The organism is Pseudomonas sp. RA_15y_Pfl1_P11 (genome assembly GCF_963970975.1).
Lineage (GTDB): Bacteria > Pseudomonadota > Gammaproteobacteria > Pseudomonadales > Pseudomonadaceae > Aquipseudomonas > Aquipseudomonas tritici.
Window position 1 is genome coordinate 121,066 of sequence record NZ_CAXAOY010000006.1, and the last position, 22,959, is coordinate 144,024.

Annotated in this window: 17 protein-coding genes and 2 pseudogenes; 12 read left to right on the forward strand and 7 right to left on the reverse strand. The window is 59.9% G+C overall.

Features of this window, described 5'->3' with window-relative positions:
• Positions 1-7 precede the first annotated feature (7 nt).
• Together AACY44_RS09650 and AACY44_RS09655 are read right to left on the reverse strand one after the other, a co-directional pair.
• Positions 8-5,455: a WGR domain-containing protein gene (locus AACY44_RS09650; RefSeq protein ID WP_339530144.1), complete on the reverse strand. Its 5,448-nt coding sequence runs from the start codon at positions 5,453-5,455 to the stop codon at positions 8-10.
• Positions 5,443-6,645, reverse strand: coding sequence for a M48 family metalloprotease (locus AACY44_RS09655; protein WP_339530146.1), 1,203 nt, complete (start codon positions 6,643-6,645; stop codon positions 5,443-5,445). Before AACY44_RS09655 ends, AACY44_RS09650 begins: the two co-directional genes overlap by 13 nt.
• Positions 6,646-6,850: 205 nt before the next feature.
• Here AACY44_RS09655 and AACY44_RS09660 point away from each other — a divergent pair, with 205 nt between their 5' ends.
• Positions 6,851-7,462, forward strand: a complete 612-nt coding sequence (locus tag AACY44_RS09660; protein ID WP_339530148.1) for a dTMP kinase — start codon at positions 6,851-6,853, stop codon at positions 7,460-7,462.
• 209 nt (positions 7,463-7,671) lie between these two features.
• Here AACY44_RS09660 and AACY44_RS09665 read toward each other — a convergent pair whose 3' ends face one another.
• Complete coding sequence (locus AACY44_RS09665) at positions 7,672-7,842, reverse strand: helix-turn-helix domain-containing transcriptional regulator (RefSeq protein ID WP_339416323.1); 171 nt, start codon at positions 7,840-7,842, stop codon at positions 7,672-7,674.
• Between the two features lie 20 nt (positions 7,843-7,862).
• On the opposite strand from AACY44_RS09665, the gene AACY44_RS09670 reads away from it, so the two are divergent.
• Positions 7,863-8,054, forward strand: a complete 192-nt coding sequence (locus AACY44_RS09670; protein WP_198719729.1) for an AbrB/MazE/SpoVT family DNA-binding domain-containing protein — start codon at positions 7,863-7,865, stop codon at positions 8,052-8,054.
• A gap of 247 nt (positions 8,055-8,301) precedes the next feature.
• Here AACY44_RS09670 and AACY44_RS27745 read toward each other — a convergent pair whose 3' ends face one another.
• The gene (locus AACY44_RS27745; protein ID WP_445261905.1) at positions 8,302-9,165 is read right to left on the reverse strand and encodes a methyl-accepting chemotaxis protein; all 864 of its coding nucleotides are present in this window, start codon (positions 9,163-9,165) and stop codon (positions 8,302-8,304) included.
• Positions 9,160-9,915 (reverse strand): annotated as a pseudogene (locus AACY44_RS27750) (MCP four helix bundle domain-containing protein); the annotation flags it as partial. The gene AACY44_RS27745 and the pseudogene AACY44_RS27750, both read right to left, overlap by 6 nt.
• A gap of 182 nt (positions 9,916-10,097) precedes the next feature.
• On the opposite strand from AACY44_RS27750, the pseudogene AACY44_RS09680 reads away from it, so the two are divergent.
• Both AACY44_RS09680 and AACY44_RS09685 read left to right on the forward strand, forming a co-directional pair.
• Positions 10,098-10,286: pseudogene (locus tag AACY44_RS09680) on the forward strand (multidrug effflux MFS transporter); the annotation flags it as partial.
• 114 nt (positions 10,287-10,400) lie between these two features.
• A complete protein-coding gene (locus tag AACY44_RS09685) occupies positions 10,401-11,258 on the forward strand; it encodes an SDR family oxidoreductase (protein ID WP_339416319.1) in 858 nt (285 codons plus the stop codon).
• A 67-nt stretch (positions 11,259-11,325) separates the two neighbouring features.
• On the opposite strand, the gene AACY44_RS09690 is transcribed toward AACY44_RS09685, so the two are convergent.
• Both AACY44_RS09690 and AACY44_RS09695 read right to left on the reverse strand, forming a co-directional pair.
• Complete coding sequence (locus AACY44_RS09690) at positions 11,326-12,240, reverse strand: site-specific integrase (RefSeq protein WP_339416317.1); 915 nt, start codon at positions 12,238-12,240, stop codon at positions 11,326-11,328.
• A gap of 108 nt (positions 12,241-12,348) precedes the next feature.
• Positions 12,349-13,161 carry a M949_RS01915 family surface polysaccharide biosynthesis protein gene (locus AACY44_RS09695; protein ID WP_339457119.1) on the reverse strand — a complete coding sequence of 271 codons (813 nt, stop codon included), beginning with the start codon at positions 13,159-13,161 and terminating at the stop codon, positions 12,349-12,351.
• Between the two features lie 411 nt (positions 13,162-13,572).
• Here AACY44_RS09695 and arnC point away from each other — a divergent pair, with 411 nt between their 5' ends.
• Genes arnC through AACY44_RS09735 form a run of 8 tightly spaced genes read left to right on the forward strand, consistent with a single transcriptional unit; the run spans position 13,573 to position 22,872 of the window.
• Positions 13,573-14,604 carry an undecaprenyl-phosphate 4-deoxy-4-formamido-L-arabinose transferase gene (arnC, locus tag AACY44_RS09700; protein WP_339416314.1) on the forward strand — a complete coding sequence of 344 codons (1,032 nt, stop codon included), beginning with the start codon at positions 13,573-13,575 and terminating at the stop codon, positions 14,602-14,604.
• Positions 14,601-16,592, forward strand: coding sequence for a bifunctional UDP-4-amino-4-deoxy-L-arabinose formyltransferase/UDP-glucuronic acid oxidase ArnA (gene arnA, locus AACY44_RS09705; protein WP_339530150.1), 1,992 nt, complete (start codon positions 14,601-14,603; stop codon positions 16,590-16,592). The genes arnC and arnA overlap by 4 nt, the downstream gene beginning before the upstream one ends.
• Entirely contained in the window at positions 16,592-17,476 is an 885-nt protein-coding gene (gene arnD, locus AACY44_RS09710; RefSeq protein WP_339436348.1) for a 4-deoxy-4-formamido-L-arabinose-phosphoundecaprenol deformylase, read from the forward strand. The genes arnA and arnD overlap by 1 nt, the downstream gene beginning before the upstream one ends.
• On the forward strand, positions 17,473-19,128 hold the full coding sequence (gene arnT / locus AACY44_RS09715) for a lipid IV(A) 4-amino-4-deoxy-L-arabinosyltransferase (RefSeq protein WP_339436349.1): 1,656 nt from the start codon (positions 17,473-17,475) through the stop codon (positions 19,126-19,128). The genes arnD and arnT overlap by 4 nt, the downstream gene beginning before the upstream one ends.
• Positions 19,125-19,472, forward strand: a complete 348-nt coding sequence (gene arnE, locus AACY44_RS09720) for a 4-amino-4-deoxy-L-arabinose-phosphoundecaprenol flippase subunit ArnE (RefSeq protein ID WP_339416309.1) — start codon at positions 19,125-19,127, stop codon at positions 19,470-19,472. The genes arnT and arnE overlap by 4 nt, the downstream gene beginning before the upstream one ends.
• Entirely contained in the window at positions 19,469-19,870 is a 402-nt protein-coding gene (gene arnF, locus AACY44_RS09725; protein ID WP_339416308.1) for a 4-amino-4-deoxy-L-arabinose-phosphoundecaprenol flippase subunit ArnF, read from the forward strand. Before arnE ends, arnF begins: the two co-directional genes overlap by 4 nt.
• Entirely contained in the window at positions 19,867-21,246 is a 1,380-nt protein-coding gene (locus tag AACY44_RS09730) for a UDP-glucose dehydrogenase family protein (RefSeq protein ID WP_339427507.1), read from the forward strand. Before arnF ends, AACY44_RS09730 begins: the two co-directional genes overlap by 4 nt.
• Positions 21,247-21,249: 3 nt before the next feature.
• The gene (locus AACY44_RS09735; protein ID WP_339493969.1) at positions 21,250-22,872 is read left to right on the forward strand and encodes an ArnT family glycosyltransferase; all 1,623 of its coding nucleotides are present in this window, start codon (positions 21,250-21,252) and stop codon (positions 22,870-22,872) included.
• Positions 22,873-22,959 lie beyond the last annotated feature (87 nt).

The window sequence follows — 22,959 nt, forward strand, 5'->3', positions numbered from 1 at the left end:
AGCGCGTTCAGATTGAACGCGCCTGCTCTTGATACCCTTTGCGCAGTTTCTCCGCGATCAGCTTCTCTGCTTCGCGCAACGCGCGTTCAGGACTCTCTAGGGATTTGATCAGAGTCTGGCCCTTGGTACCGATGCGGCCGAAACTCACCACCACCTCAGCCTCCGTGACGCCGATACGCCAGAATTTGTTGGAGTGGCCTTCGCCATAGGTGAACTCGCGCATTGACGGTGCCGCTTCAGGGAGGGGCGGTGGCTCGGCTTCGACCTCGACAGTTTCCACGGCCTGTTCCGGCGCCGGCAGTGCAGACGCTTCCTCACCCCGAAGCAGCGCTTCGATGCGATTGAGTACTTCCTCCGGGTCGCGCAACCAGTCATGGCTGAGCACATCGATGATCTTCCAGCCAAAGCTGCGCAAAACCGTCGGGCGGAAGATGTAACGCTCACGCACGTCAGCCGCGGCCGACGTGTCGCTTTCCAGCAGCACCCCCAGACTGAAGTGTTCACCGCTGGCATCGCTGATCGCCAGGTCACAGCGGAACTGTGAACGCCCGACATATTCCTGGACCGAATGGCCGCGCTTGCGCAACGCGGCGGCGAGGGCACTGCGCAGGTGGTCCTTGGGCAGGCTGACGGCAAAGGACTGCTTGGCGCCTGGATTGAGGTTGGCGAGGATACCCTGGGAGCGCGGCGCATCCCCGCTGGCACTGGCCTGGGCGAACTGCAGGAACGCACGCAGTGCGGCGGCACCATCGTTGTGGGTGTTGGTGATGGCTTCGGACTCAATGCTGGAGACAATCGCCATGCGCTTGCGCGCACGACTGAAGATCACGTTAAGGCGTTTTTCCCCGCCGCGCTGGTTGATCGGGCCGAAGTTCATCAACATCTTGCCGTTCGGTCCCGGCGCGTAGCAGATGCTCAGGATGATCACATCGCGCTCATCACCCTGGACGTTCTCCAGGTTCTTGACGAACAGGCCATTGAACTGCCCGGCATCTTCACGCAGATACTCGCGCTCAAGGCGTGTGGCAAAGGCCGGGTCGTTGCTGGCCAGGTCTTCCAGGGCTTGCTCGATGGCACCTTGCTGGGCCTCGGAAAAGGCCACAATGCCCAGGCTCAGGCCGGTCTCGCGTTGCAGCAGTTCACGCACCAGGTTGGCGATGTAGCGGGCTTCGGTCAGGTTGCTGCGGCTGAGGTAGACGCCATCGCTCATCTTCAAAAAGCTGATCGGGCTGTCGAGCAGCGTGTTGGCACCCTGAATCACCGCCTGGGCATCGGTGGAGTCCAGGGCGGCGTGGGCTGGGGCAGGGCGCTCGATACGCCGGTCAGGAATGGTGATCAGCCGCCCTTCGTAGAACGCTGCGTTGGAGAAACTGATCAACGCTTCGTGCCGGCTGCGGTAGTGCCAGGCCAGGAGGGTCGCCGGCAAGTTGCGTGCGGCCTGGCTCAGCAGGCTGTCGGCATCGAGGTTGATTGCGATCTGTTCCCCGTCCTCCATGGCAATCAGGTCGTTATCGTCCTGGTCGCCGGCACTGGAGAAGAAGTTGGTCGGTGGCAACTGCATCTCGTCACCCACCACAATCACCTGCTGCGCGCGGCTCAGGGCTGGCACGGCTTCCTCGCTGGGGATCTGGCTGGCTTCGTCAAAAATCACCACATCAAACAGGTCTGGGGTCAACGGCAGGGTGTCGGACACCGACAACGGGCTCATCAGCCAGATGGGCTTGAGGTCGTTGATCACCCGACCGCTGTCGCCACTGGCCATTTCGCGAATGGAGCGATAGCGCATGGTCTTGCCCAGCTCATGTTCCAGTTCGCGACGGCCCTTGGCATAGGCTTTCTTGAACTCGCGGGCCGGCGCGTCCAATTGTGTCACCGACATCGCCGATTGCTTTACATGCTCCAAAAAACGCTGGTGCAGCGTAGCGCTGAGCACGTGAGCATTGCTCTTGAGCAGGTTACTTTCAGCCTGGCTGACCTGACGCGCGGCCAGGCTCAAGGCCGGGCCATCGAAGCGTGCCAACTGCGGGTTGGCGCGGTACAGGCGGGTCAGGTTTTCCTGGGCAATCAACCCGTCCAGCGCGTGCTGTGGCAAAGCATACTGCTGCACGACCGCAAGGCAGACGGGATCGGCCTGGTGCAGCTCGTTGAGCAGGGGGAGGGTGTCGGGCAGTTCGTCGAGTTCTTCACGCAGGTCGCGCAGGTATTCGGCCAGCTCGGCCAGGCTTGGCGCCGGGTCGAACACGCAATGCTGGGCAACCAGCTTGTCCAGGCGCGCTATGGGCTGGCGCAGGCTGGCTTCCTGGCGTACACCGGGCAAGGTGCTCGGGTTGCCACGCAGACCTTCGACCCACTTTCGCAACAACGGTGATGCGCTCAGTTGCTGTAGCAGGGCGTTCAGATTGTGCACGAACAAGTCGATATCCTGGATGCCATAGCGACTTTGCAGGCGTTGCTGTTCGACGTGCAGCTCGGCAGTGGCGCGGTGTTCGCCGGCCAGGTTGTCGAGCACACTGCGCAGGCTGGGGCGAATAGCGTGCTGACTGAAGTCGTAGCGGCGTTGAAGTTCGCCACGCAGGCGCCACCAGGCGGGTTGCAACCAACGCAGCAGTGAACCTTCCTGGCGCAGTACCTGCTCCAGGGCCGCTTTGGTATCTTGAGGCTCAAGTTTTTCGCGCCAATGGCGCGTGGTTTCACTGGCGTTGTGCAGTTGCACGATCAGTGCCTGCAAGGCGGCCTGTTCGGCGTGCAGCGTTTGGGAACCCGCTGAACCAGGCTCCAGCAGGTCGAGGTGCGCCGCCAGGTTGGCCCCGGTCAGTTGCTCGGCGGCCTGGGTCAGCAAGCATGCATCCGTCAGGTGGGTGTCACCGGACAGCAGGGTGGACGATGACTCCAGGAAAGACTCGACGCTGTCCATCAGCCCACTGGCTTCCTCCAGAAACGCCTTGAGCTGGCCGTAGGCATGCTCGTGGGCGATCAGGCCTGAGGCCAGACGACTGAAGGGGTGACGCGCAAAGCTGTCGAGGCCGAAGCGTTCCTTGATGGCCTGATACAACCGGCCGGTCAGCTCGTGTTGTGCCTGCCAGTGACGCCATTCGGGAAGGCGCTCCAGGGCTTCGGGCGGTAGCGATGCAGTAACGGGTGGCAGCTCGATCACATGACGGACCAACTCACGCACCGAGCAGGCCAAGGACTCCGGCACCCCGACCATCGCCTGCTCAAAGCGCTCAATCAGGCCCAGTTGTTGGCTCAGGGTGGCCAGTGTGGCGTCGCGCCGTGCTTGCAACTGCGGCGATTGAGCATCGCCGGCAATCCAGCGCTCATAACACTCGCGCAGGTTGCCCACGAAGGCTTTCTTGTCCGTCTGGGAGTCGTGAATCAGGCAGCACAATTCGCCCAGTTCACTCTGTTGCAGGCGATGGAACACCACGTCCAACGCCGCGCGCTTTTCACACACAAACAACACCCGCAGGCCCCGCGCGGCATAGTCGGCGATCAGGTTGGTGATGGTCTGTGACTTGCCGGTGCCCGGAGGCCCTTGAATGATGAAGTGACGACCGGTCCTGGCCAGACTGACGGCGGCGTTCTGCGTCGCGTCGCCGGCCACCACGTTCCACTGGTCGGGTAGCGGGATCGGGTCCGAGGACTGTACTTCGACGTCTCGAGGCTCGATCGAGAACATCCGGTCAAACGCTTCATTTTGCGCCGGCTCGTCGATCAGCTGTGCGTAGTCACGCACCAGCGACATCTTGCGATAGTTGAAGTTGGCCAGGGTTACCTGGGTGAGGTCGATGTCCCAGGCGTAGCGATGCCCCTGGTTCTCGGGCATGGCGAAGGTGCTGTTTTCGGCGCTGCTGGCAACCATCTGAGGATGTTGATTGCGCAGCACGGGTTTGGCGCCTACGGCCAGGCGCAGCGGCAACTCGCTGGGCAGGACCTTCTGCTGGAACAATTGCAGGCCCAGCGGACGGAAATCTTCGCGGTCGTAGCTGAAATCCGGTTTCACCAAAGGCGTCGACAAGCGCTGGCGGGCACGACGGCGCTGGAAGTGCTGCAGATGCTGCACGGCCTTCTGGTGGATCAGCTCGATTTGCGGCTTGCTTTGCAGGCGCAACTCGACGCCGGGCTCGGTCAGTTTGATCTGGCGCGCAATATCGGCGTGGATGGCTTCCAGGGAGGTCTTTTGCAGGTCAACGGTTTCCGGCAACTGGATATTGTAGAGCTGACGCAATTGATGACGCAGTACCGGGTTGAACTCCGCTTCGGTCTCATCGCACTGCAACATGAACTGGTCGCGCACGCCCTTTTTGCGACTCAGTTCCACCGGTAGCCAGAGCAGGGGAGTGACGATGCGCTCTTGCGGCGTGTCCTTGAGGTTGTGCCAGCGCATGAAGGCTACGACCAGGCGCAGGTTGCTGAAACCGAACTCTGCGCGGTCGCGGCGGGTTTCCTGAATGATGCGTTCGAGCGACGCCTGCAACCAGGTTTGGTCTTCAAACCGCAACCATTGTTGCAGGCCAACCGATTTGCCGCTCAACACCTGCTCGGAGAAGCCACCGAAGGTGGGCTGCCAGGTGCACAAGGCTTCGGGCCGGATACTTTCAACACGCATCACCAAGGGGACGCTGGCTACGGTCAAGTTGACGTTGGCTTGTGTCGGTCTGAAGTACAACAGGCGGTTGCGTCGTGAAAGGTCAAACAACCGGTTGCGCAGATGCTCCAGCACCACGGTGCGCCGTGAAGCCGGGCCTTCGGCCTGGGCCAACACACGCTCGACATCCAGGCTGGCCGGCTGCTCGCGCCAGGATTCCAGGCGTCGAATCAGCGAACTGACATCCCTGGAGCGCTCATGGCGGTTCAGCTCCGTCATTTCGACGATCAGATTGGCCAGCACCGGGTTGAGCCGACCGTTGAGCTGAAACAGGTTACGGCGGTGACGGGCAAAGGCCTTGAGGTCGTTGATATCGGCGAAATCCAACCCGCACGCCAGGCAGGCCAGCAATTGGCCGAGCTGGAAAATATCGGTGATTTCGTCGTGGTGCCCGAGGCGATGCTCCCAACTGTGCAGGTCAGTGAGGAAAACCGGGTGATCAATCGTCTCATGCGGGTCTTCCTGGACTTGCAGGTCGGTCACGGCCACACCACTTTCCGAATCCCGGATCAGGCGGACCTTGCCGACGACATTCAGCGCCGACTCGGGATTAGGTTGCACCTGCTTGATCGCTTCCAACGCCAGCCGTGGCGTAACGCCCTCGGGATTGCGCAGTTGCAGCGTGCGTTCCGGCCCTTGCAGCACATCGAGATAACTGAGCTGGGCGACACGTCCCAGTTCATGCAAGTGCGCGACCTGGCGCAGTAGCGGCAGCGCCAGGAACAGCACATCGTCAATGGGGACGGCGACGCCATCATGGGTCTGCAGCAATTGAGTGAAGTTGATAGGTTGGGTTATCGGGTCCATGTGTCGACCTCCGCTTTGAGCGCGCGAACGATCGGGTCGAGCTCACGTTTGGGTAATTTGATATCGCGCTTGAGCACGCTGATAAAGTCGTCGGCACTGCCGAGTTTCTTCGCGGTGCGCGCCGCGTGCAACAAGGCCTCATCACGCAGGTCGCGGTCCACCAGGCTCAGGTCGAGCATGATGAAGTGCAGGTATTCGTGGATGCTCGCGTCGACAAGCTCGGCATTTAGCGTGCCCAGGTCCAGCGTCGCTTCATTGTCTTTCCAGTCGGGAAAGAAACCACGCACCTGATTGAGCACCACCTCCGATTGCAGCACAGAGGTGCCGATGAAGCCGGCGATAAACCTGCGGGTGAGGGCGGTCAGCTCGACTTGGCCGGTTACATCCAAGCGATTGAGCGACAACGGCCCACGCAACCGGCCATATAGCCAATTGTCGGTATCCGGCACCTGCCGCCACCAGTTGTCCACCGCCTGGGAGCGCAGAAACGTCTCCGGGTGCGAAACGCCTTGGGAGACCTGTGCCTCATTACCATCCAGTTCCTGAGCCTGCTTCAGATAACTGGCGGCATCGACGCTGACAATCCCGGTGTGAATCTTGACCAGCGAGGTAATCGACGCTTTCGGTCCGCTAGCCACCAGGGCCGCGCCTCGGTCGGCGTAGATTTCGGTGTGCAGGCTATATAAACGTGCGGTCTGTTCCAGGCTGGGAGGCGTATTCATATCGGCCATGGCGTGATTGAGAATCCGCTCGGCGGTGAGATAGTCGCCACCGTGCTCAGACCATAAGCGGTAATGGGCCAGCTCATGCCCCAGCAGCGCCAGTAACTCCTGAGCGTCCAGTCGCTCAAGAACCGGCCCGTAGAACACCACGTGCACTTCACCGGCCAGGTAATACAGGCTGGCATTCATCGTGCCATCGCCGGCTTGATAAAGGGTCGCGGGCGCCTGGATCTGCAAGCATTGCAGCGCCGTCTCACACGCCTGATAGGCCTGCGGGTGGGTCTCTGGGCTCAGGCGATACGTGTTTCTTAGCAACTGCGCGCGTACATCCTGGGCATGTTCCTGCTGAACACCCAGAGACGAGGCCCATTCCCACACGACAGGTTCATGGGCTTTCAGGTAATCGACCACACGCTGATGGTAAGGCAAGGGGGTCAGGCTGCTGATGTCCAGCGCGGGGGTGCTCATCTTTCAAACGTCCTTGAGAGGATACGGCTCCATAGACTGCGACTGTGCAGCAGAGACTTGGGCTGGCATCCCGGTATCAGTGATCGGCAATAGACGCGGAGCATACCTAGGGGGTGGGAAAATTACTTGTGAAAGTGCATGGGTGCGTGGGCAGCATGAAAATGCAGTTAGAGTGGTCATCTTTGTCCTGATAACTGTGTGACAAATGAATATTCCGTTTTTTGTTTCTCTGGATGGGCCCAAAGGCACCGGCAAAACCACGCTGTTGGAGGCCGTAACGGCAACACTGAGGGCGGACAACAAGAAAGTCATCCGACTTTGCGAGAGAAAAAGCGATCCCTACAGAAGGGAAACCATGGCCCTGGTTAATGAGCTTGCCAGAAATCCCTCACGGAATCTGGAATGGGCTGTGTGCGAGCGCTTTGCCGACAGTCGCAGCTGGATATCCCGGAACGTGCTGACTCAGCAGCCGTTGGACAGCATTATCCTGATTGATCGCTGGTATCCGTCCGATGCTGCGTTTCGACACACCGTCTCGTTTGCAGAGATTCTCCAGTTGAACCAGGAGCGAGACGTGCGAGTACCGGATGTGCATGTCGGCGTTGTCACCGCGCCGGATATTTCGTGGGCGAGGGCAACTGCACGGTCGCGAGGATTGGGCGGTACAGTGATCCAGAAGTATGCAGAGCATGTTACATGCACAGAGATGTTCGAGCAGGCGGTTGCGGATCACGGCTGGGTGATGTGCCGTAATGAAGGTGCGATCGAAGACGCAGTGAAGCATGTGGTGGCTGAGATCCAAAAAGTAGCTGGGTGACACGTATAGCGTAGGATCAGTTTCAAGCGAATTCGTCGAATCATTGAATTACGTGGCTTATGAACATATCTGACATAGCACATCGTTTAACATAATATACATTATGCGAACCGCCATATACGGGACTGGGGGGCTCTGGAGGCTGCTTTTCACCAGGTGATCAGCGTTAAGGTGTTGCTACTAGCAACACACGTTCAAGACGATGACTCCTAGGCTTGGCCATCTGCCTCGATACGAATCTTGGCGCGTGCAACAACGGCTATGGCTTCGGTAATGAAAGCCGCGTCACCGGTGTCGTGTGCATCAGCCAAAAATACAGCTACGGCCTCTAAATCAACCAGCGAGTCTGCTGGGTCATAATCATAAATTGGCTCTGTCATCTGATCACCCGGAGAAAATAATGAACCCGAAGCCCAAGGCTAAAAATACGAGCTGGAAAGTCAAATGCCAGGATGCAGCTGATGGCACTGGCGATTTAATCATACCGCTGACTGACGATCTCCTGTCGGCCATAAAGTTGGCCAGCGGAGACAAACTCGACCTGGAAGTTAAACCTAACGGCACGATAATCCTGACGCCAGTTCGTGCGTAGGACTGATTCAGCCATCTACGCGCCTGATGGCTGCAGCCCATAAAGCACGGGGTTGTTACCGATTACACGTGATTTCACTGGGTGCTAATTTCCTTTCCTTGAGAGATAACGTTCAAATTTGGAAGATAACGAGCAAGTATGAGCTCCCCCTAGTTCATCTGTTGAGCTACCCTCCTCCTTTTAATAGCCGTTAAGAATAACTAAACTAAATGACTATTTAGTTTAGTTAAATCAATAGCTTACATATTTATAAGCGAAACCGATCAACTGACTGCGACAGCTTGCCCGCCAACGACGACAACTCGTCCGTGGTCGACGCCGTCGTTGCGATCACCCGGCTGTTACTCTCCGACATACCCGCAATCATCTCGACCTGATGCGCAATTTCATTGCTGGCCAGGCTTTGTTCCCCGATCGTACGGGAGATATCGTTGACCATTTCCGTGGTGTTCAAGGTGGCCTGGAGAATTTCGCGAATCGCCCGCTCCACCTCGGCGGTCACCGCCATGCCTTTATCCACTTGGGCGACGCCCTCCTCCATGCTGGTCACCGCTTCCCGCGTGCTTTGCTGAATACGCCCGACCATGCTGGCAATCTCTTGGGTCGAAGCACTGGTGCGTCCGGCAAGGTTGCGCACTTCATCGGCGACAACAGCAAAACCACGCCCCTGCTCACCGGCGCGTGCGGCCTCGATTGCGGCATTCAGGGCGAGCAGGTTGGTTTGATCGGCGATCCCTTTGATCACCTGGATAATGCTGAAAATCGCCTCGGACTCCTTGTCCAGCGTGCGGATAACCTGGGCGGATTGCTGTGCGGAACGGGCAATACCGTCCATGTCACTGACCACCTGATGAATCACCCGGCCACCGTCCTTGGACAAGGTCTCAGCCTGGTTAGCCATGTCCAATGCGCGCTCGGCGTGACGAGTGATTTCTTCGATGCTCGCGGTCATTTCACTCGCTGCAGCGGCCATGGTGCTCGCGGCTGTGCTTTGTTGCTGGCTGCTGCCAGCCACTTCATGACAGCCGTGGCTCAATTGCTCGCTCATGACATTGACACCATGAGCGTTGCTGCGCACCACTTCGATCATGCCGCGCAAATCCCGCTGCATGGTGGCGAGGCTGCGAATCAATGAACTGGCTTCATCCTTGCGTTTGGGCTCGACAATCGGCTCGCTCAGGTTGCCACTGGCAATGCTCGCAGCAATGCGGCTGGCCGTCTGCAGCGGGCCCATAATGCTGAGGATGACCCAGCGGCCCTGGGCCAATAGCAATAAAAGGCTGGCGATCAACACGGCGCCCTGGGTGAAATTGGCGTTGCTGATGGTCTGGTGAGTACCAACGCTGGTCTGTTGGGTGTTGGATTCAATCAGTTCACTCAGGGTTGCCATTTGTTCTTCAAGCCGGGTGAAAGCGGTGTTGAACGTATCCAGTTCCCCGCGAGCGGCTTCCGGATTGTCCAGCGCCAGGGCGACGATTCGCTCGCCTGCACCTATATAGCTATCGAGGCTCGGGCGGATTTTTTCCAGGTTTGCCTTGAGCGTATCGTCCAGCGGCAGCTTCAGGTTGTCCGCCAACACTTGGCGAAAATGCTCGGCGTGTTCCTGCAGCGAACTGTTGACCTCGGCCTTGGTGCTGGTGCTTTTACCCAAGCCCACTAGCATGGCCGATAACACATCGGCGCGCAGGGCATCGTGCATCATGTCGGCTTCCATGTGGTTGCGCAGCACGGTCATGCTGACTTCATTGTCCTGCACGGCGTCGCCCATCCGGCTATTTCCCAGGTAACTGACAAAGCTCATGATCAAGGCAGTGAGCAATCCGGTCACAATCAACAGAATCAAGCGTAATTTGATCGTCATGCAGGTATCCCCGTGCCTGGTGAGCCGGTTGGAAAGCCAACCGCTGAAGCGCCACTCGTCATGTTATCGGCGGCACCTACTGGTTATTGAAGCCCACATTTGCGGTTTTGTGCGGATCCCTTAAGCTGACCGACCTTTGCTTCGCCCAAAACTGCCCCATGCCTCAACGTATCGCCCACCTTGCCTTGCTGCTTCGTCATCAGATGATTACCGCCGCGCTGTCCATGACCCTGATCGGCGTGTTTGCCGATCACACGCCCGCGCCGATGTTGGTTGGCATCGCACTGTGTGCCATCGCGGCAATGCTCACCACGTTGTGGACGTTGCGACGCTTTCCCGCGCACCTGGCAAGCGCCCCGCCCTGCGCCTGACAGGTTCAGGCCCGGCGCAAACCATTCGTCGGGCCCAACCGGCATCCATTACAACTATCGCCGGCCTGCTCATTACTAATCCCATAGCACTTTTAGAAATCTATGGAGATTGAAATGACTGACTACCCTCGCCCGCCCTTCACCCCGCAGGCTCAATCCGTGCCCGGCGCCCAGAAAAAAATGGATCCGTACCCCGATTGCGGCGAGCAGAGTTACAAGGGGGCTGGCCGCTTGGCCAACAAGATCGCCCTGATTACCGGCGCCGATAGCGGTATCGGCCGTGCGGTCGCCATCGCGTTTGCTCGCGAAGGCGCCGATGTGGCCATCGCTTACCTGGACGAGCACGAAGACGCCAAGGAAACAGCACGCTGGGTCGAAGAAGCCGGTCGCCAGTGCCTATTGCTGCCCGGCGACATCGCGCAACGAAGCGTCTGCCAGGCGTTGGTGGACAAGACGGTGGAGCAATTCGGCCGCATCGATGTGTTGGTCAACAATGCTGCGTTCCAGATGAGCCATGAAACGCTCGAGGACATCTCGGACGAGGAATGGGTCAAGACCTTCGATATCAACATCACCGCGATGTTTCGTCTCTGCAAGGCGGCGGTGCCGCATATGAAGGCCGGCAGCTCGATCATCAACACCTCGTCCGTAAACTCCGACATGCCCAAGCCAACGCTGATGCCTTACGCCGCCACCAAAGGCGCGATTGCCAACTTCACCGGTGGTCTGGCGCAATTGCTCGGCAGTAAAGGGATTCGCGTCAATAGCGTTGCGCCCGGCCCGATCTGGACGCCGTTGATTGTGGCGACGATGACCGATGAAGACGTGAAGAGCTTTGGTAGCGAAACGCCGCTAGGTCGGCCTGGGCAGCCCGTGGAAGTGGCGCCGATTTACGTGTTGCTGGCCTCGGATGAGGCCAGCTATATCTCCGGCTCGCGCTACGCGGTGACCGGCGGCAAACCCATTCTCTGAATCCTGCCCAATACCCTTGTGGGAGGCGGGCTTGCCCGGAGCCCACAGGGGACCCCATTCACCGGTTCTACAAATCAAACCGATCCACCGCCCGCCGCCGCTCATTGTCATCGCGCACGTCATAGCTGGCAGTGGTCTGGATATTGGTGTGATGCGCCAGTTTTTGCGCGATCGACAGGTCATGCTCCTCGATCACCCGCGTAATAAACGAGCGACGGAAGTCATGGGGCATAATCTTCACCCCCACCTGCTCGCCGCGCTGGCGCGCGATGTAGTAAATCGCATGTTTGGTGATGCGCTCGCGGGTGATATGGCTGCCGCGGCGAATGCGGTTGAACAGGAAGCTGTCGTCCTGCTCACCCTCCTTGAGCTGCTCACGTCGAAACGCCAGCCACGCCTGCAACTTAGCGAACGCCCAGTCCGGCGCGTACTTGATCAACTCTTTGTTGCCCTTGCCGATCACCCGCAGGCTGCGCTCTTCGAAGTTGATCTGCGCCAAATCGAGGTTGACCGACTCCGACTTGCGCATGCCGGAGCCATACAGAATGCCGATCACGGCTGCGTCCCGCAGGCCTTGCGGGCGTGGGTCGGCCGCGCAGACGTCCATCATTTCGCGAATCAAGCTGCGCCGCAGGTTGCGGCCCTGGCTCAGGCGAGTGCCGGGTGTGGCCTTAACGGTGCGCATGCGCAGCAGGTGTTCCTGGCTGATCAGGTTCATACGCCAGGCTTCGTTCATCACGCCACGCACTGCGTTCACGTAAAGCGACGAGGTATTGGGAGCATAGCCATCCTCGCGCAAAGCAGCGACCAGGGCGATGACGTGTTCGGGTTGCAGCAGGTGCCAGTCGATGTCTTCGAGGTTAATGTCCTCGAAGCCCAAGCGGTCGGCCGCGTCTTGCAGCACGTAGCGCATGGTCAGTTGGCTGGAGGGGGCCAAGCGGGTGAGGTAGAGGGTCAGCGGGTTGCGGATAGACTCAGTCAAAGTAAATCAGCCTTTGGATTAAATACCTCGAGCAAGCCTTTGTTTAATCAAGGTATTTAGTGAATTGGCGAAGGCTGAGTCTAACTCAGGACAGGCCCTGGCACAAAGTCACGGGGCGGTGTCCTCCTCCTCGGTGGGTTCCTGCGGCTGGACCAGGGTCTGACTCCAGTCGCTGTCCTGCTTCTGCATCAGCGCGAACCAGTGCTGGCGCATGAACGCCAGGTACAATTCCGGCGCCTTGGCAAAGTCCTTCTCGTCGCCATAACACCCCGGCAATGGCAATTCGGTGCCCTGCTCCTTGTATTGGCTGACCAGCGCCTGCTGCCCGGCCACGCTGCAATCCTTGGGCAACGGCATGCCGCGCAAGGCGCCAGCCTCTTCGTCCCACCAGGCCGCGCCAACCCGGTCGACACCGCGCAGACGGTACTTCTGCGACTTGCCGACATGCATGATCAGCTTGAATTCGTTAGGGCTGACGTCACTGGTGCAGGTGCGCGAATACCCCACGGTAGCCTGCGTGATGCCGTCGCCGGTCAGGTCGGTGACCTTGGTGGCGGCCCGGTCGAAGCGCAGAGACGCGTCGAACTCGCAATGCTGCACATCGTCGTACAGCATCCACACGCGTTTTGGGCGGTTGCCGTCGATCAGGTACTGGGCCGCGTACACAAAGGCGGACTGGGTGCCGTCGTCGTCACGCTCGCTGACTTGCTCGGCGAGCACCAGCAGGTTCTTGCCTTGTTTATCGTCCCAGGTATAGGCGGCGATCTGCTTACCACGCACTTCCACACCTTCCGGCACTTGGTCGATGCTGTTGAGCGCCACCCCGTCATCAGCCTGCACGGTCGTGACACACGCCACGCTCATCAACAACCCCATCAACACTGGCCGCAACTGGCCGCGTAAAAGCTGCACGCTATTCATCCGATCACCCTGGCAAGAGACGGCTTACTTTACCGGCACTTGGGGTGCATTGCAGAGAAGATTCTTCACTAACATTCGGTGGCTGAGCGTGCACGCCCAAGTTGAACCACAGGCACCAGAAACAGTTCCTATTTCGCCAACCAACTAAAGCCCTAAGCCCCTTAGTTGTTTAGCTGAACCCTAGCTGTCTACCTGTCAAATAAACGAGTTTTTCATCTGCCTTTCATATCTGTTCCACATATTTACGCTTAATCTTAAACACAGCACTTCATAGCAAACCGCGTTATATCGTTTAACCTATTGATTATGCTTCACCTTTGGCGCTGCTTCTAAATCTACGGACCGGGCTTTTGCCCAATGACAGCTGCTGTTTCCACGCTCCAAATTGCTCTAACCCGAGGTCATGAATCTTTGAAACCCTACCCTATTCATTGCGTGTCGATCGTTATCCCGGTCTACAACGAACAAGAGAGCCTGCCTGAATTGCTGCGTCGCACGACGGCAGCCTGCAAGCTACTGGCCTACGAATACGAAATCATCCTGGTGGATGACGGTAGCCGCGACAATTCGGCCCAATTGCTGGAAGACGCCGCCGCTGAAGACGCCAGCAACGTGGTGGCGGTGATCCTCAACCGTAACTACGGCCAGCATGCGGCGATCATGGCCGGTTTCGAGCAGTGCCGAGGCGAAGTGGTGATTACCCTCGACGCCGACCTGCAGAACCCGCCCGAAGAAATCCCGCGCCTGGTAGAACAAGCCGCCCTGGGTTACGACGTGGTCGCCACGGTGCGCAACAACCGCCAGGACTCGGCGTTCCGCCGTTGGCCTTCGCGCCTGATCAACCTGGCCGTACAACGCTCCACCGGCGTGGCCATGACCGACTACGGCTGCATGCTGCGCGCCTATCGCCGCACCATCGTCGATGCGATGCTCGCCTGCCGTGAACGCAGCACCTTTATCCCGATCCTAGCCAACGGCTTTGCCCGCCACACCACGGAAATCCTGGTCCATCACGCCGAGCGCGAACACGGCGAATCCAAATACAGCGCCATGCGCCTGATCAGCCTGATGTTCGACCTGCTGACCTGCATGACCACGACCCCGCTGCGCCTGCTGTCCATCGTCGGCTTCAGCCTGGCGGCGCTGGGCATGCTGTTCGCCTTTGCCCTGATCATCATGCGCCTGGTATTCGGTGCCGGTTGGGCTGGCGATGGCTTGTTCGTGCTGTTTGCGGTGCTGTTCGTGTTCACCGGCGGCCAGTTCATCGGCATGGGGCTCTTGGGTGAATACCTGGGCCGAATGTACAGCGACGTGCGTGCCCGCCCACGCTTTTTTATCGAAAAAGTGCTGCGCAACACGCCGGCAGCACCGGCTCCGGTGGTCGTCGTTGACGGCCTGGTGTCCTCCCATACCTCTACTTCTGCTGATCAGGTCCAATCATGAGTTCAAAAGCTGTTGTATTCGCGTACCACGACATTGGTTGTGCTGGGATTGAAGCGCTGCTCAATACCGGTTACGACATTGCTGCGGTGTTCACCCATGCCGATGACCCGAAGGAAAACAACTTCTACGGCTCCGTCGCCCAACTGTGCGCGCGCAACGGTATTGCGGTGCACGCCCCGGAAGATGCCAACCACCCGCTGTGGATCGAGCGCATTGCCAAGCTGAACCCGGATTACATCTTCTCGTTCTACTACCGCAACCTGCTGAGCGAGCCAGTGTTGGCCACTGCGCGCAAAGGTGCGTTCAACCTGCACGGTTCCTTGCTGCCCAAGTACCGTGGCCGTGCCCCGGCCAACTGGGTGCTGGTCAACGGCGAGACCGAAACCGGCGTGACCCTGCACCGCATGGTCAAGCGTGCCGATGCGGGCGCGATCCTGGCCCAGCAAAAAGTCCTCATCGAGCGCAGCGACACTGGCCTGACCCTGCACGCCAAACTGCGCGATGCTGCCAGCAAACTGCTGCGCGATGCCTTGCCGCAATTGGCCGCCGGCAAACTCGCTGAAACTGCCCAGGACGAAAGCCAGGCCACCTACTTCGGCCGCCGCACCGCCGCCGATGGCAAGCTGGAATGGAAAAAACCGGCTGAAGAGCTCTTCAACCTGGTTCGCGCCGTCACCCAACCGTACCCGGGCGCCTTCTGCGCCGTGGGCGAGCACAAGCTGATCGTGTGGCAAGCCGAAGTGCTTAAGGGCAACGAAGGCCTGGCGCCGGGCCGGGTGATCAGCGTCAACCCGCTGCGCATTGCCTGCGGCGAAGACTCCCTGGTGATCAAGTTTGGCCAGCGTAATGACAACGGCCTGTACCTGGTCGGCCCGTCCCTGGCCAACGAACTGGGCCTGGTCGACGGTTCCGTGCTGCGCGGCGCCGAGTCCGGTCGCAAGCCACGCCGTACCCGCGTGCTGATCCTGGGTGTGAACGGTTTTATCGGTAACCACCTGTCCGAGCGTCTGCTGCGTGACGACCGTTACGAAGTCTACGGCCTGGACATCGGCTCCGACGCTATCGAGCGCCTGCGCAGCCACCCGAACTTCCATTACGTGGAAGGCGACATCAGCATCCACACCGAGTGGATCGAGTACCACATCAAGAAGTGCGACGTGGTCCTGCCGCTGGTGGCCATCGCCACCCCAATCGAATACACCCGCAACCCGCTGCGTGTGTTCGAGCTAGACTTCGAAGAAAACCTCAAGCTGGTGCGCTACTGCGTCAAGTACAACAAACGCGTGATCTTCCCGTCGACCTCCGAAGTCTATGGCATGTGCCAGGACCAGTACTTCGACGAGGACACCTCGAACCTGGTGGTTGGCCCGGTCAACAAGCAGCGCTGGATCTACTCGGTCTCCAAGCAATTGCTGGACCGCGTGATCTGGGCCTACGGCGCCAAGGGCCTGAACTTCACCCTGTTTCGTCCCTTCAACTGGATGGGCCCACGCCTGGACCGCCTGGATTCTGCACGTATCGGCAGTTCCCGCGCCATTACCCAGCTGATCCTCAACCTGGTGGAAGGCACGCCGATCCGCCTGTTCGACGGTGGCGAGCAAAAACGCTGCTTCACTGACATCGCCGACGGCATTGAAGCCCTGGCACGCATCATTGATAACGACAACGACGCGTGCAACGGCCAGATCATCAACATCGGCAACCCGGAAAACGAAGCCAGCATCCGCCAGTTGGGCGAAGAGCTGCTGCGTCAGTTCGAAGCGCACCCGCTGCGTGGCAACTTCCCGCCGTTCGCCGGTTTCCGCGACGTTGAGAGCAAGGCGTTCTACGGCACCGGTTACCAGGACGTGGCGCACCGCAAGCCAAGCATCGAAAACGCCAAGCGCCTGCTGAACTGGGAGCCGACCGTAGAGATGAGCGAAACCATCGGCAACACGCTGGACTTCTTCTTGCGTGAAGCGATGCTCGAAATCGCGGATAAGCACTAATGCAAGCAGGCCTACGCATCGACGTCGACACCTACCGAGGCACCCGTGAAGGTGTGCCGCGGTTGCTCGAAACCCTGGATGAAGCCTCGGTGAAAGCGACGTTCTTCTTCAGTGTCGGGCCAGACAATATGGGGCGCCACTTGTGGCGCCTGATCCGCCCGCAATTCCTGTGGAAGATGCTGCGTTCCAATGCGGTAGGCCTGTATGGCCTGGATATCCTGCTGGCCGGCACGGCCTGGCCGGGCAAACCGATCGGCCGTGACCTGGGGCACTTGATGCGCCAGGCCAAGGCGGCTGGGCATGAAGTCGGCCTGCACGCCTGGGATCACCACGGCTGGCAGGCCAACACCGGGCGCTGGAGTGAGGCACAGCTGGTCGAACAGATCCGTCGTGGCGTCGACACCCTCAGCGATATCCTCGGCGAACGCATCGACTGCTCGGCCGCCGCCGGTTGGCGTGCCGACGAGCGCGTGGTGCAAGCCAAGCAAGGGTTCAACTTTCGCTACAACAGCGATTGCCGGGGCACCAGCCTGTTTCGTCCTACCTTGGCCGATGGCAGCGCGGGCACCCCACAAATTCCGGTAGACCTGCCGACCTTCGATGAAGTCGTCGGGCCGGTGGTGGCTGCCAAAGACTTTAATGCGTTCATTCTCGACCGCTTTGCCGCGTCGAAGCTCAACGTCTACACGGTCCACGCAGAAGTAGAAGGGATTCTGATGGCCAATGATTTTCGCCAGTTGCTCGCCCAGGCAGCACAGCGCGGTATCGACTTCAAGCCGCTGGGCGATTTGTTGCCCAGCGACCTGACCACCCTGCCCCAGCAACAACTGGTGCGCGGCACCTTGAGTGGCCGTGAAGGTTGGCTCGGAGTGCAGCAGGCATGATTCGTCGCATGGCCCTGCCTTTGCTCCTGTTGGCGTTTGGCATGTTTTACCTGCTGCCGCTGGCCACTCACGGCCTGTGGATTCCGGATGAAACCCGTTACGCGCAGATCAGCCAGGAAATGCTGTTGACCGGCAACTGGGCCTCGCCACACTTCATGGGCATTCGCTACTTCGAGAAGCCTGCAGCGGGCTACTGGATGATCGCGCTGGGGCAGGCGATTTTCGGGCAAAACCTGTTTGGCGTGCGGTTTGCGTCGGCCTTGAGCACCGGCCTGAGCATTCTGCTGGTGTATCTGGTCAGCCGTCGCTTGTGGAATGACCCGCAGAAAACCCTGGTCAGCACCGTGCTCTACATGAGTTTCGTCAGCGTTGCGGCCCTGGGTGGCTATGCCAACCTCGATCCGCAGTTCACCTTCTGGGTAAACCTGACCGGCGTGGCCTTGTGGTTTTGCTTCGACAGCACGACTCGCAACGGTCGTCTCGGGTCCTGGGCGCTACTCGGTCTGGCCTGTGGCATGGGCTTTATGACCAAGGGTTTCCTGGCCTGGCTGCTGCCGGTGTTGATCGCCCTGCCCTACGCGATCTGGCAGAAGCGTTTGCGTGAGCTGCTAGGTTACGGCGTGGTCGCCGTGATCGTGGCGATCGTCGTGAGCGTGCCGTGGGCGCTGGCGGTGCATCTGCAAGAGCCGGACTACTGGCACTTCTTCTTCTGGCACGAGCATATCCAACGCTTCGCCGGCGACGATGCGCAGCATGCCGAGCCGTTCTGGTACTACCTGCCGTTGCTGGTTGCGTTCAGCCTGCCGTGGGTCGCCCTGTTGCCGTCCACCCTGAAACAGGCGTGGCTGGACAAGCGCAGCGCGAAAATCGGCTTTGTGTTGCTGTGGCTGCTGATGCCCCTGGCGTTTTTCAGCTTGGCCAAGGGCAAGCTGCCCTCCTACATCATGCCGTGTCTGCTGCCGCTGGCCTTGCTGATGGGCAATACCCTGGCCGACAAGCTGGCCCAGGGCCGCTACCGGGCATTGCGTATCAACGGCTGGCTGAACCTCGTCATTGGCGTGGTGGTGCTGCTGGCGCTGAGCTGGTTCCAACTGAAAAAACCGGTATACGAGCACGGCCAGGAAACCCTCAGCCTGGTGCTGGTGTTCACCTTCCTGTTCGGTTGGATCCTGGTCAACTTGCTGCAGGCCGCGCAGCCATTGCGTTGGTGGGCTGCCCCCATACTCGGCAGTGGGTTGATGGTCGCGTTGTTGCCGGCCGCGTTGCCGCACTCGGTGGTGTACAACAAGACCCCGGATCAATTCATCATCGACCACCTGCAGGAACTGCAACCCGCCACCGCGTTGCTGAGCAATGACCTGGGCGCGGCGTCGGCGCTGTCGTGGCGTCTGGCACGCCCGGACGTGACGCTCTATAACACCGTCGGCGAAGTCAAATACGGCCTCGCCTACCCGGATGCCGGGGACCACAAGATAGACACCACCCAAGTCCAGCAATGGATGAGTGATGCGCGCCGGAAGGGGCCGGTCGGCGTGGTAATGCGCGTCAAGGGTGACGATGAAATCGCCGAAGTGGCGCTGCTGCCAGGTGACGGCAAGCGCTATGAGCAAGGCAACATCGTGATTCTGATCTTCCCGCAGGTGAACCCATGATCACCCTGCTACTGCTATTGGCCGCCTGCCTGCTGACGTGCATGGGCCAGGTCTCACAGAAGTTCGCCGTGGAAAGCTGGCGCGACCTGCCGGATGGCTGGGCGTTGAAGCTGCGCTCGCCGTGGTTGTGGTCGGCGCTGGTGTGCCTGGGCCTGGGCCTGCTGGTGTGGCTATTGGTGTTGCAGCGCCTTGAAGTGGGCATTGCCTACCCCATGCTCAGCCTGAATTTCGTGCTGGTCACACTGGTGGCGCGGTTTGTCTTTCATGAGCCCATCGACGGCCGTCACTGGCTGGGTGTAGCGCTGGTGATCGGCGGTGTCGTGCTGTTGGGGCGCCACGTATGAGCCGGGTACAAGGTTTTGCCTTGGCCTTGGGCAGCGTCGGCCTGGTCAGTGCCGCCCAGTTGGGCATGCGCTGGAGCATGACGCGCCTGCCGCAGCCCAATGAATGGCTCACGGCAAGCATTGACCTCGGTGCACTGGGTGTCGTCATGCTGGCGATCCTCGCCTATGCGCTGTCGATGCTCTGCTGGCTCGGCGCGCTCAAGCAGCTGCCGCTGGGCCGCGCCTATTCGCTGTTGAGCATCAGCTACGCCCTGGTGTACCTGCTGGCGGCCAGCCTGCCAGTGTTCAACGAAGATTTTTCCGTTTCAAAAACCCTGGGGGTGGCGCTTGTCATCCTCGGTGTGCTGGTTATCAACTCTCGTCGTGCTAGCGCTACAAGTCCCAGGAATGCCCCATGAAAATCAGTGTATTTGGTAGTGGTTACGTCGGTCTGGTGCAGGCCACCGTGTTGGCCGAAGTCGGTCACGATGTCATCTGCATGGACGTCGATCAAAACAAGGTCAAGCTGCTGCAGCAAGGCCATGTGAGCATCTTCGAGCCGGGGCTCGCGGCGATGGTGAAAGAGAACCTGGAGAGCGGGCGCCTGCATTTCACCTTTGATGAAAAGCTGGCCGTCGAGCATGGGGAAGTGCTGTTTATCGCCGTGGGCACGCCTTCGGATGAGGACGGCTCGGCTGACCTTAAATACGTGCTGTCAGTCGGCGATGCAGTGGCGCGTCACCGCAAGGAACCGGTGATCCTGGTGGAAAAATCCACCGTACCTGTCGGCACCGGCGACACCCTGCGCGCGCATATCGAGAAAGCCCTGCACCTGGCCGGCCGGCACCTGGCGTTCGATATCGTCTCCAACCCGGAATTTCTCAAGGAAGGCTCGGCCGTGGCCGACTGCCGCCGCCCGGACCGCATCATCATCGGCTGCGAGCGCGAAGAAGTGCGTGATGTGATGCGTGACCTGTACGCGCCGTTCAATCGCAACCACGACCGCATCATCTTCATGGACCTGCGCAGCGCCGAACTGACCAAATACGCCGCCAACTGCATGCTCGCGACCAAGATCAGCTTTATCAACCAGATCGCCGAGCTGGCTGAACACTTGGGCGCGGACATCGAAGCCGTGCGTCTTGGCATCGGCGCCGACTCGCGCATTGGTTACCACTTCATCTACCCCGGTTGTGGCTACGGCGGCTCATGCTTCCCCAAAGACATGCGCGCCCTGATCCACAGCGCCAAGCAAGCCAACTGCTCCAGCGACCTGCTCGAAGCGGTGGAGGCCATCAACCAGCGCCAGAAGAGCAAGCTTTTCGAGCGCGTCAACGCGTACTTCAAGGGCAACCTGCGCGGCAAAACCTTCGCGCTGTGGGGCCTGGCGTTCAAGCCCAACACCGACGACATGCGTGACGCGCCAAGCCGCGTGCTGATGGAAGCGTTGTGGGCCGCCGGCGCGAATGTGCGTGCGTTCGACCCGGAAGCCATGCAGGAAACCCAGCGCCTTTACGGCGATGACCCACGACTGATGCTCATGGGCACCCCGGAGTCCACCCTGGGCGGGGCTGATGCGCTGATCGTCTGCACCGAATGGCAACAGTTCAAGGCGCCGGACTTCGACCTGATCCACCAACGCCTGAAAACCCCGGTGATCTTTGACGGTCGCAACCTTTACGACGGCGAACGTCTGGCGCGTAAAGGCTTCCAGTACTACCCGATTGGCCGCGGCGACTCGTGCAACTTGCCGATTCCCCAGCAGCAGTGGCTGCCACAGGTTGTGGAAGCCTGAGACGTGAACAAAGCTCAACCGCCCTTGTTAAATCCAACGATCCGCCGCCAATCCCTCGTTTTGGGGTTGCTGGCGTTGTTGCTGTTTATCGCCGGCAGCTGGCACCAGGCGATTATTGGCTTCGACTCACGCTTCGTGGTGTTCGCCCAGGAGATGTTGCGCCATGGGCCTAGCTTTTTCCCCACCACTTACGGGCAGCCCTATGCAGATTACCTGGCCACTTCGACACTGCTGACGTGGCTGCTGTCCTTGCCATTGGGCCAGGTCACCAGCTTCACCGCTTGGCTGCCCACGGCGATTGCCTCGGCATTTATCGTCACCCTGGTGTATCGACTGACGGCGCCCTACTCCCAGCGCTGGGGCCTGCTGAGCATTGCAATACTCTTGCTAAGCAGCACGTTTATCAGCGAAACCCGCTCGGTGTCCCTCGACCAGATGCTGGCCGCGATCGCCTTGGCGATGTTCTACCTGGGTTATGCCCATGACCACTTCGGTGCGGGAAAACGCCTGCACTGGCTGTACCTGTTGCTGATTGTCGGCTTTGCGGTCCGCGGGCCGATTGGCCTGGTCATCCCCACTGGCGTGTTGTGCAGCTACTACCTGATCAACCGGCAATGGCGCCAGCTGTTCAGCTTCGGCCTACTCGCGCTGGCGTTACTGGGGGCGTGTGTTGGCCTGTTGTTGCTGATGGCCAAGCTGAGTGGCGGCGAAGGCTTCATGCAGGACGTGATCCGCATGCAGTTCCTCGGACGCATGGATGGCCGCGAAGGCTCCAGTGGCGTGTTGTATTACTTCACCAGTTCCCTGGGCAACTATGCCATGGCGTACCCAATGGCACTGTTGGTGCTGCTGGCGATGCTGATCAGCGGGCGACGCGCCCCAGGGCCGGCGTTGCAGTTGGTGTGGTACTGCGCGGCCGCAGGGCTTCTGGTGATGCTCGGCCTGTCGATTCCCCAGGCCAAAAAGGCGCGTTATGTGCTACCGATGTTGCCCATGGCGGCGATTATTGCGGCGTATCCCTTCCACGTGGCGCACGGGCGGCTCTTCGCCTGGCTGCGCGGGTTGATGCTGGGTATCTGGACGGCGCTACCGACGCTTTTGATTGCCGGGTTGCTGTTCGCGAGACCGCGCTATCCGGAACAAATGAGCCATCTTGGCTGGGTGCTCGGCGTGCTTGGGGGGCTGCAGGTTCTGTCGCTGCTGGCGTTGCTCAAGACGCGGCTGCGCCCGGTCGGACCAGCATTTACAGGCGTATTGGCGGTCTGGGCCACCTATATTCTGGTGGTCGAACCGCTGGAACGCAGTGTCTACGATACCCGCACCTTTACCCTTCAGGTCCATGAGCAGGTGATGCAACAACGGGCGCCGGTGGTTTTGCACGGTTTGGGCAAGGACGCCAAGGCCATCAAATACATGGTCAACGTCGACTGTGACCAAGTGCCGTTGTTCACCCAGCAAGCGGCCGACTTGAAGCCGATCCAAGGGCCCGCCTGGTTGGTGATGAGCGCTGCGGACTACGAAGGCTTGACGGACCCGCGCTTTCGCTCCATCACCCCAACCCTGGCTGGCGAATTCGACCACACCCCTTACGTGCTATTGCACCTGGCGAAAACCGCGCAACCTTGACCCCTGCGCCGGCGCTCCCGGTGCAGAAAACTCCTACGTAGCTTTACGTAATGGCTGGTGCCTTTTCCCTTTCCTGTGCCCAAAACC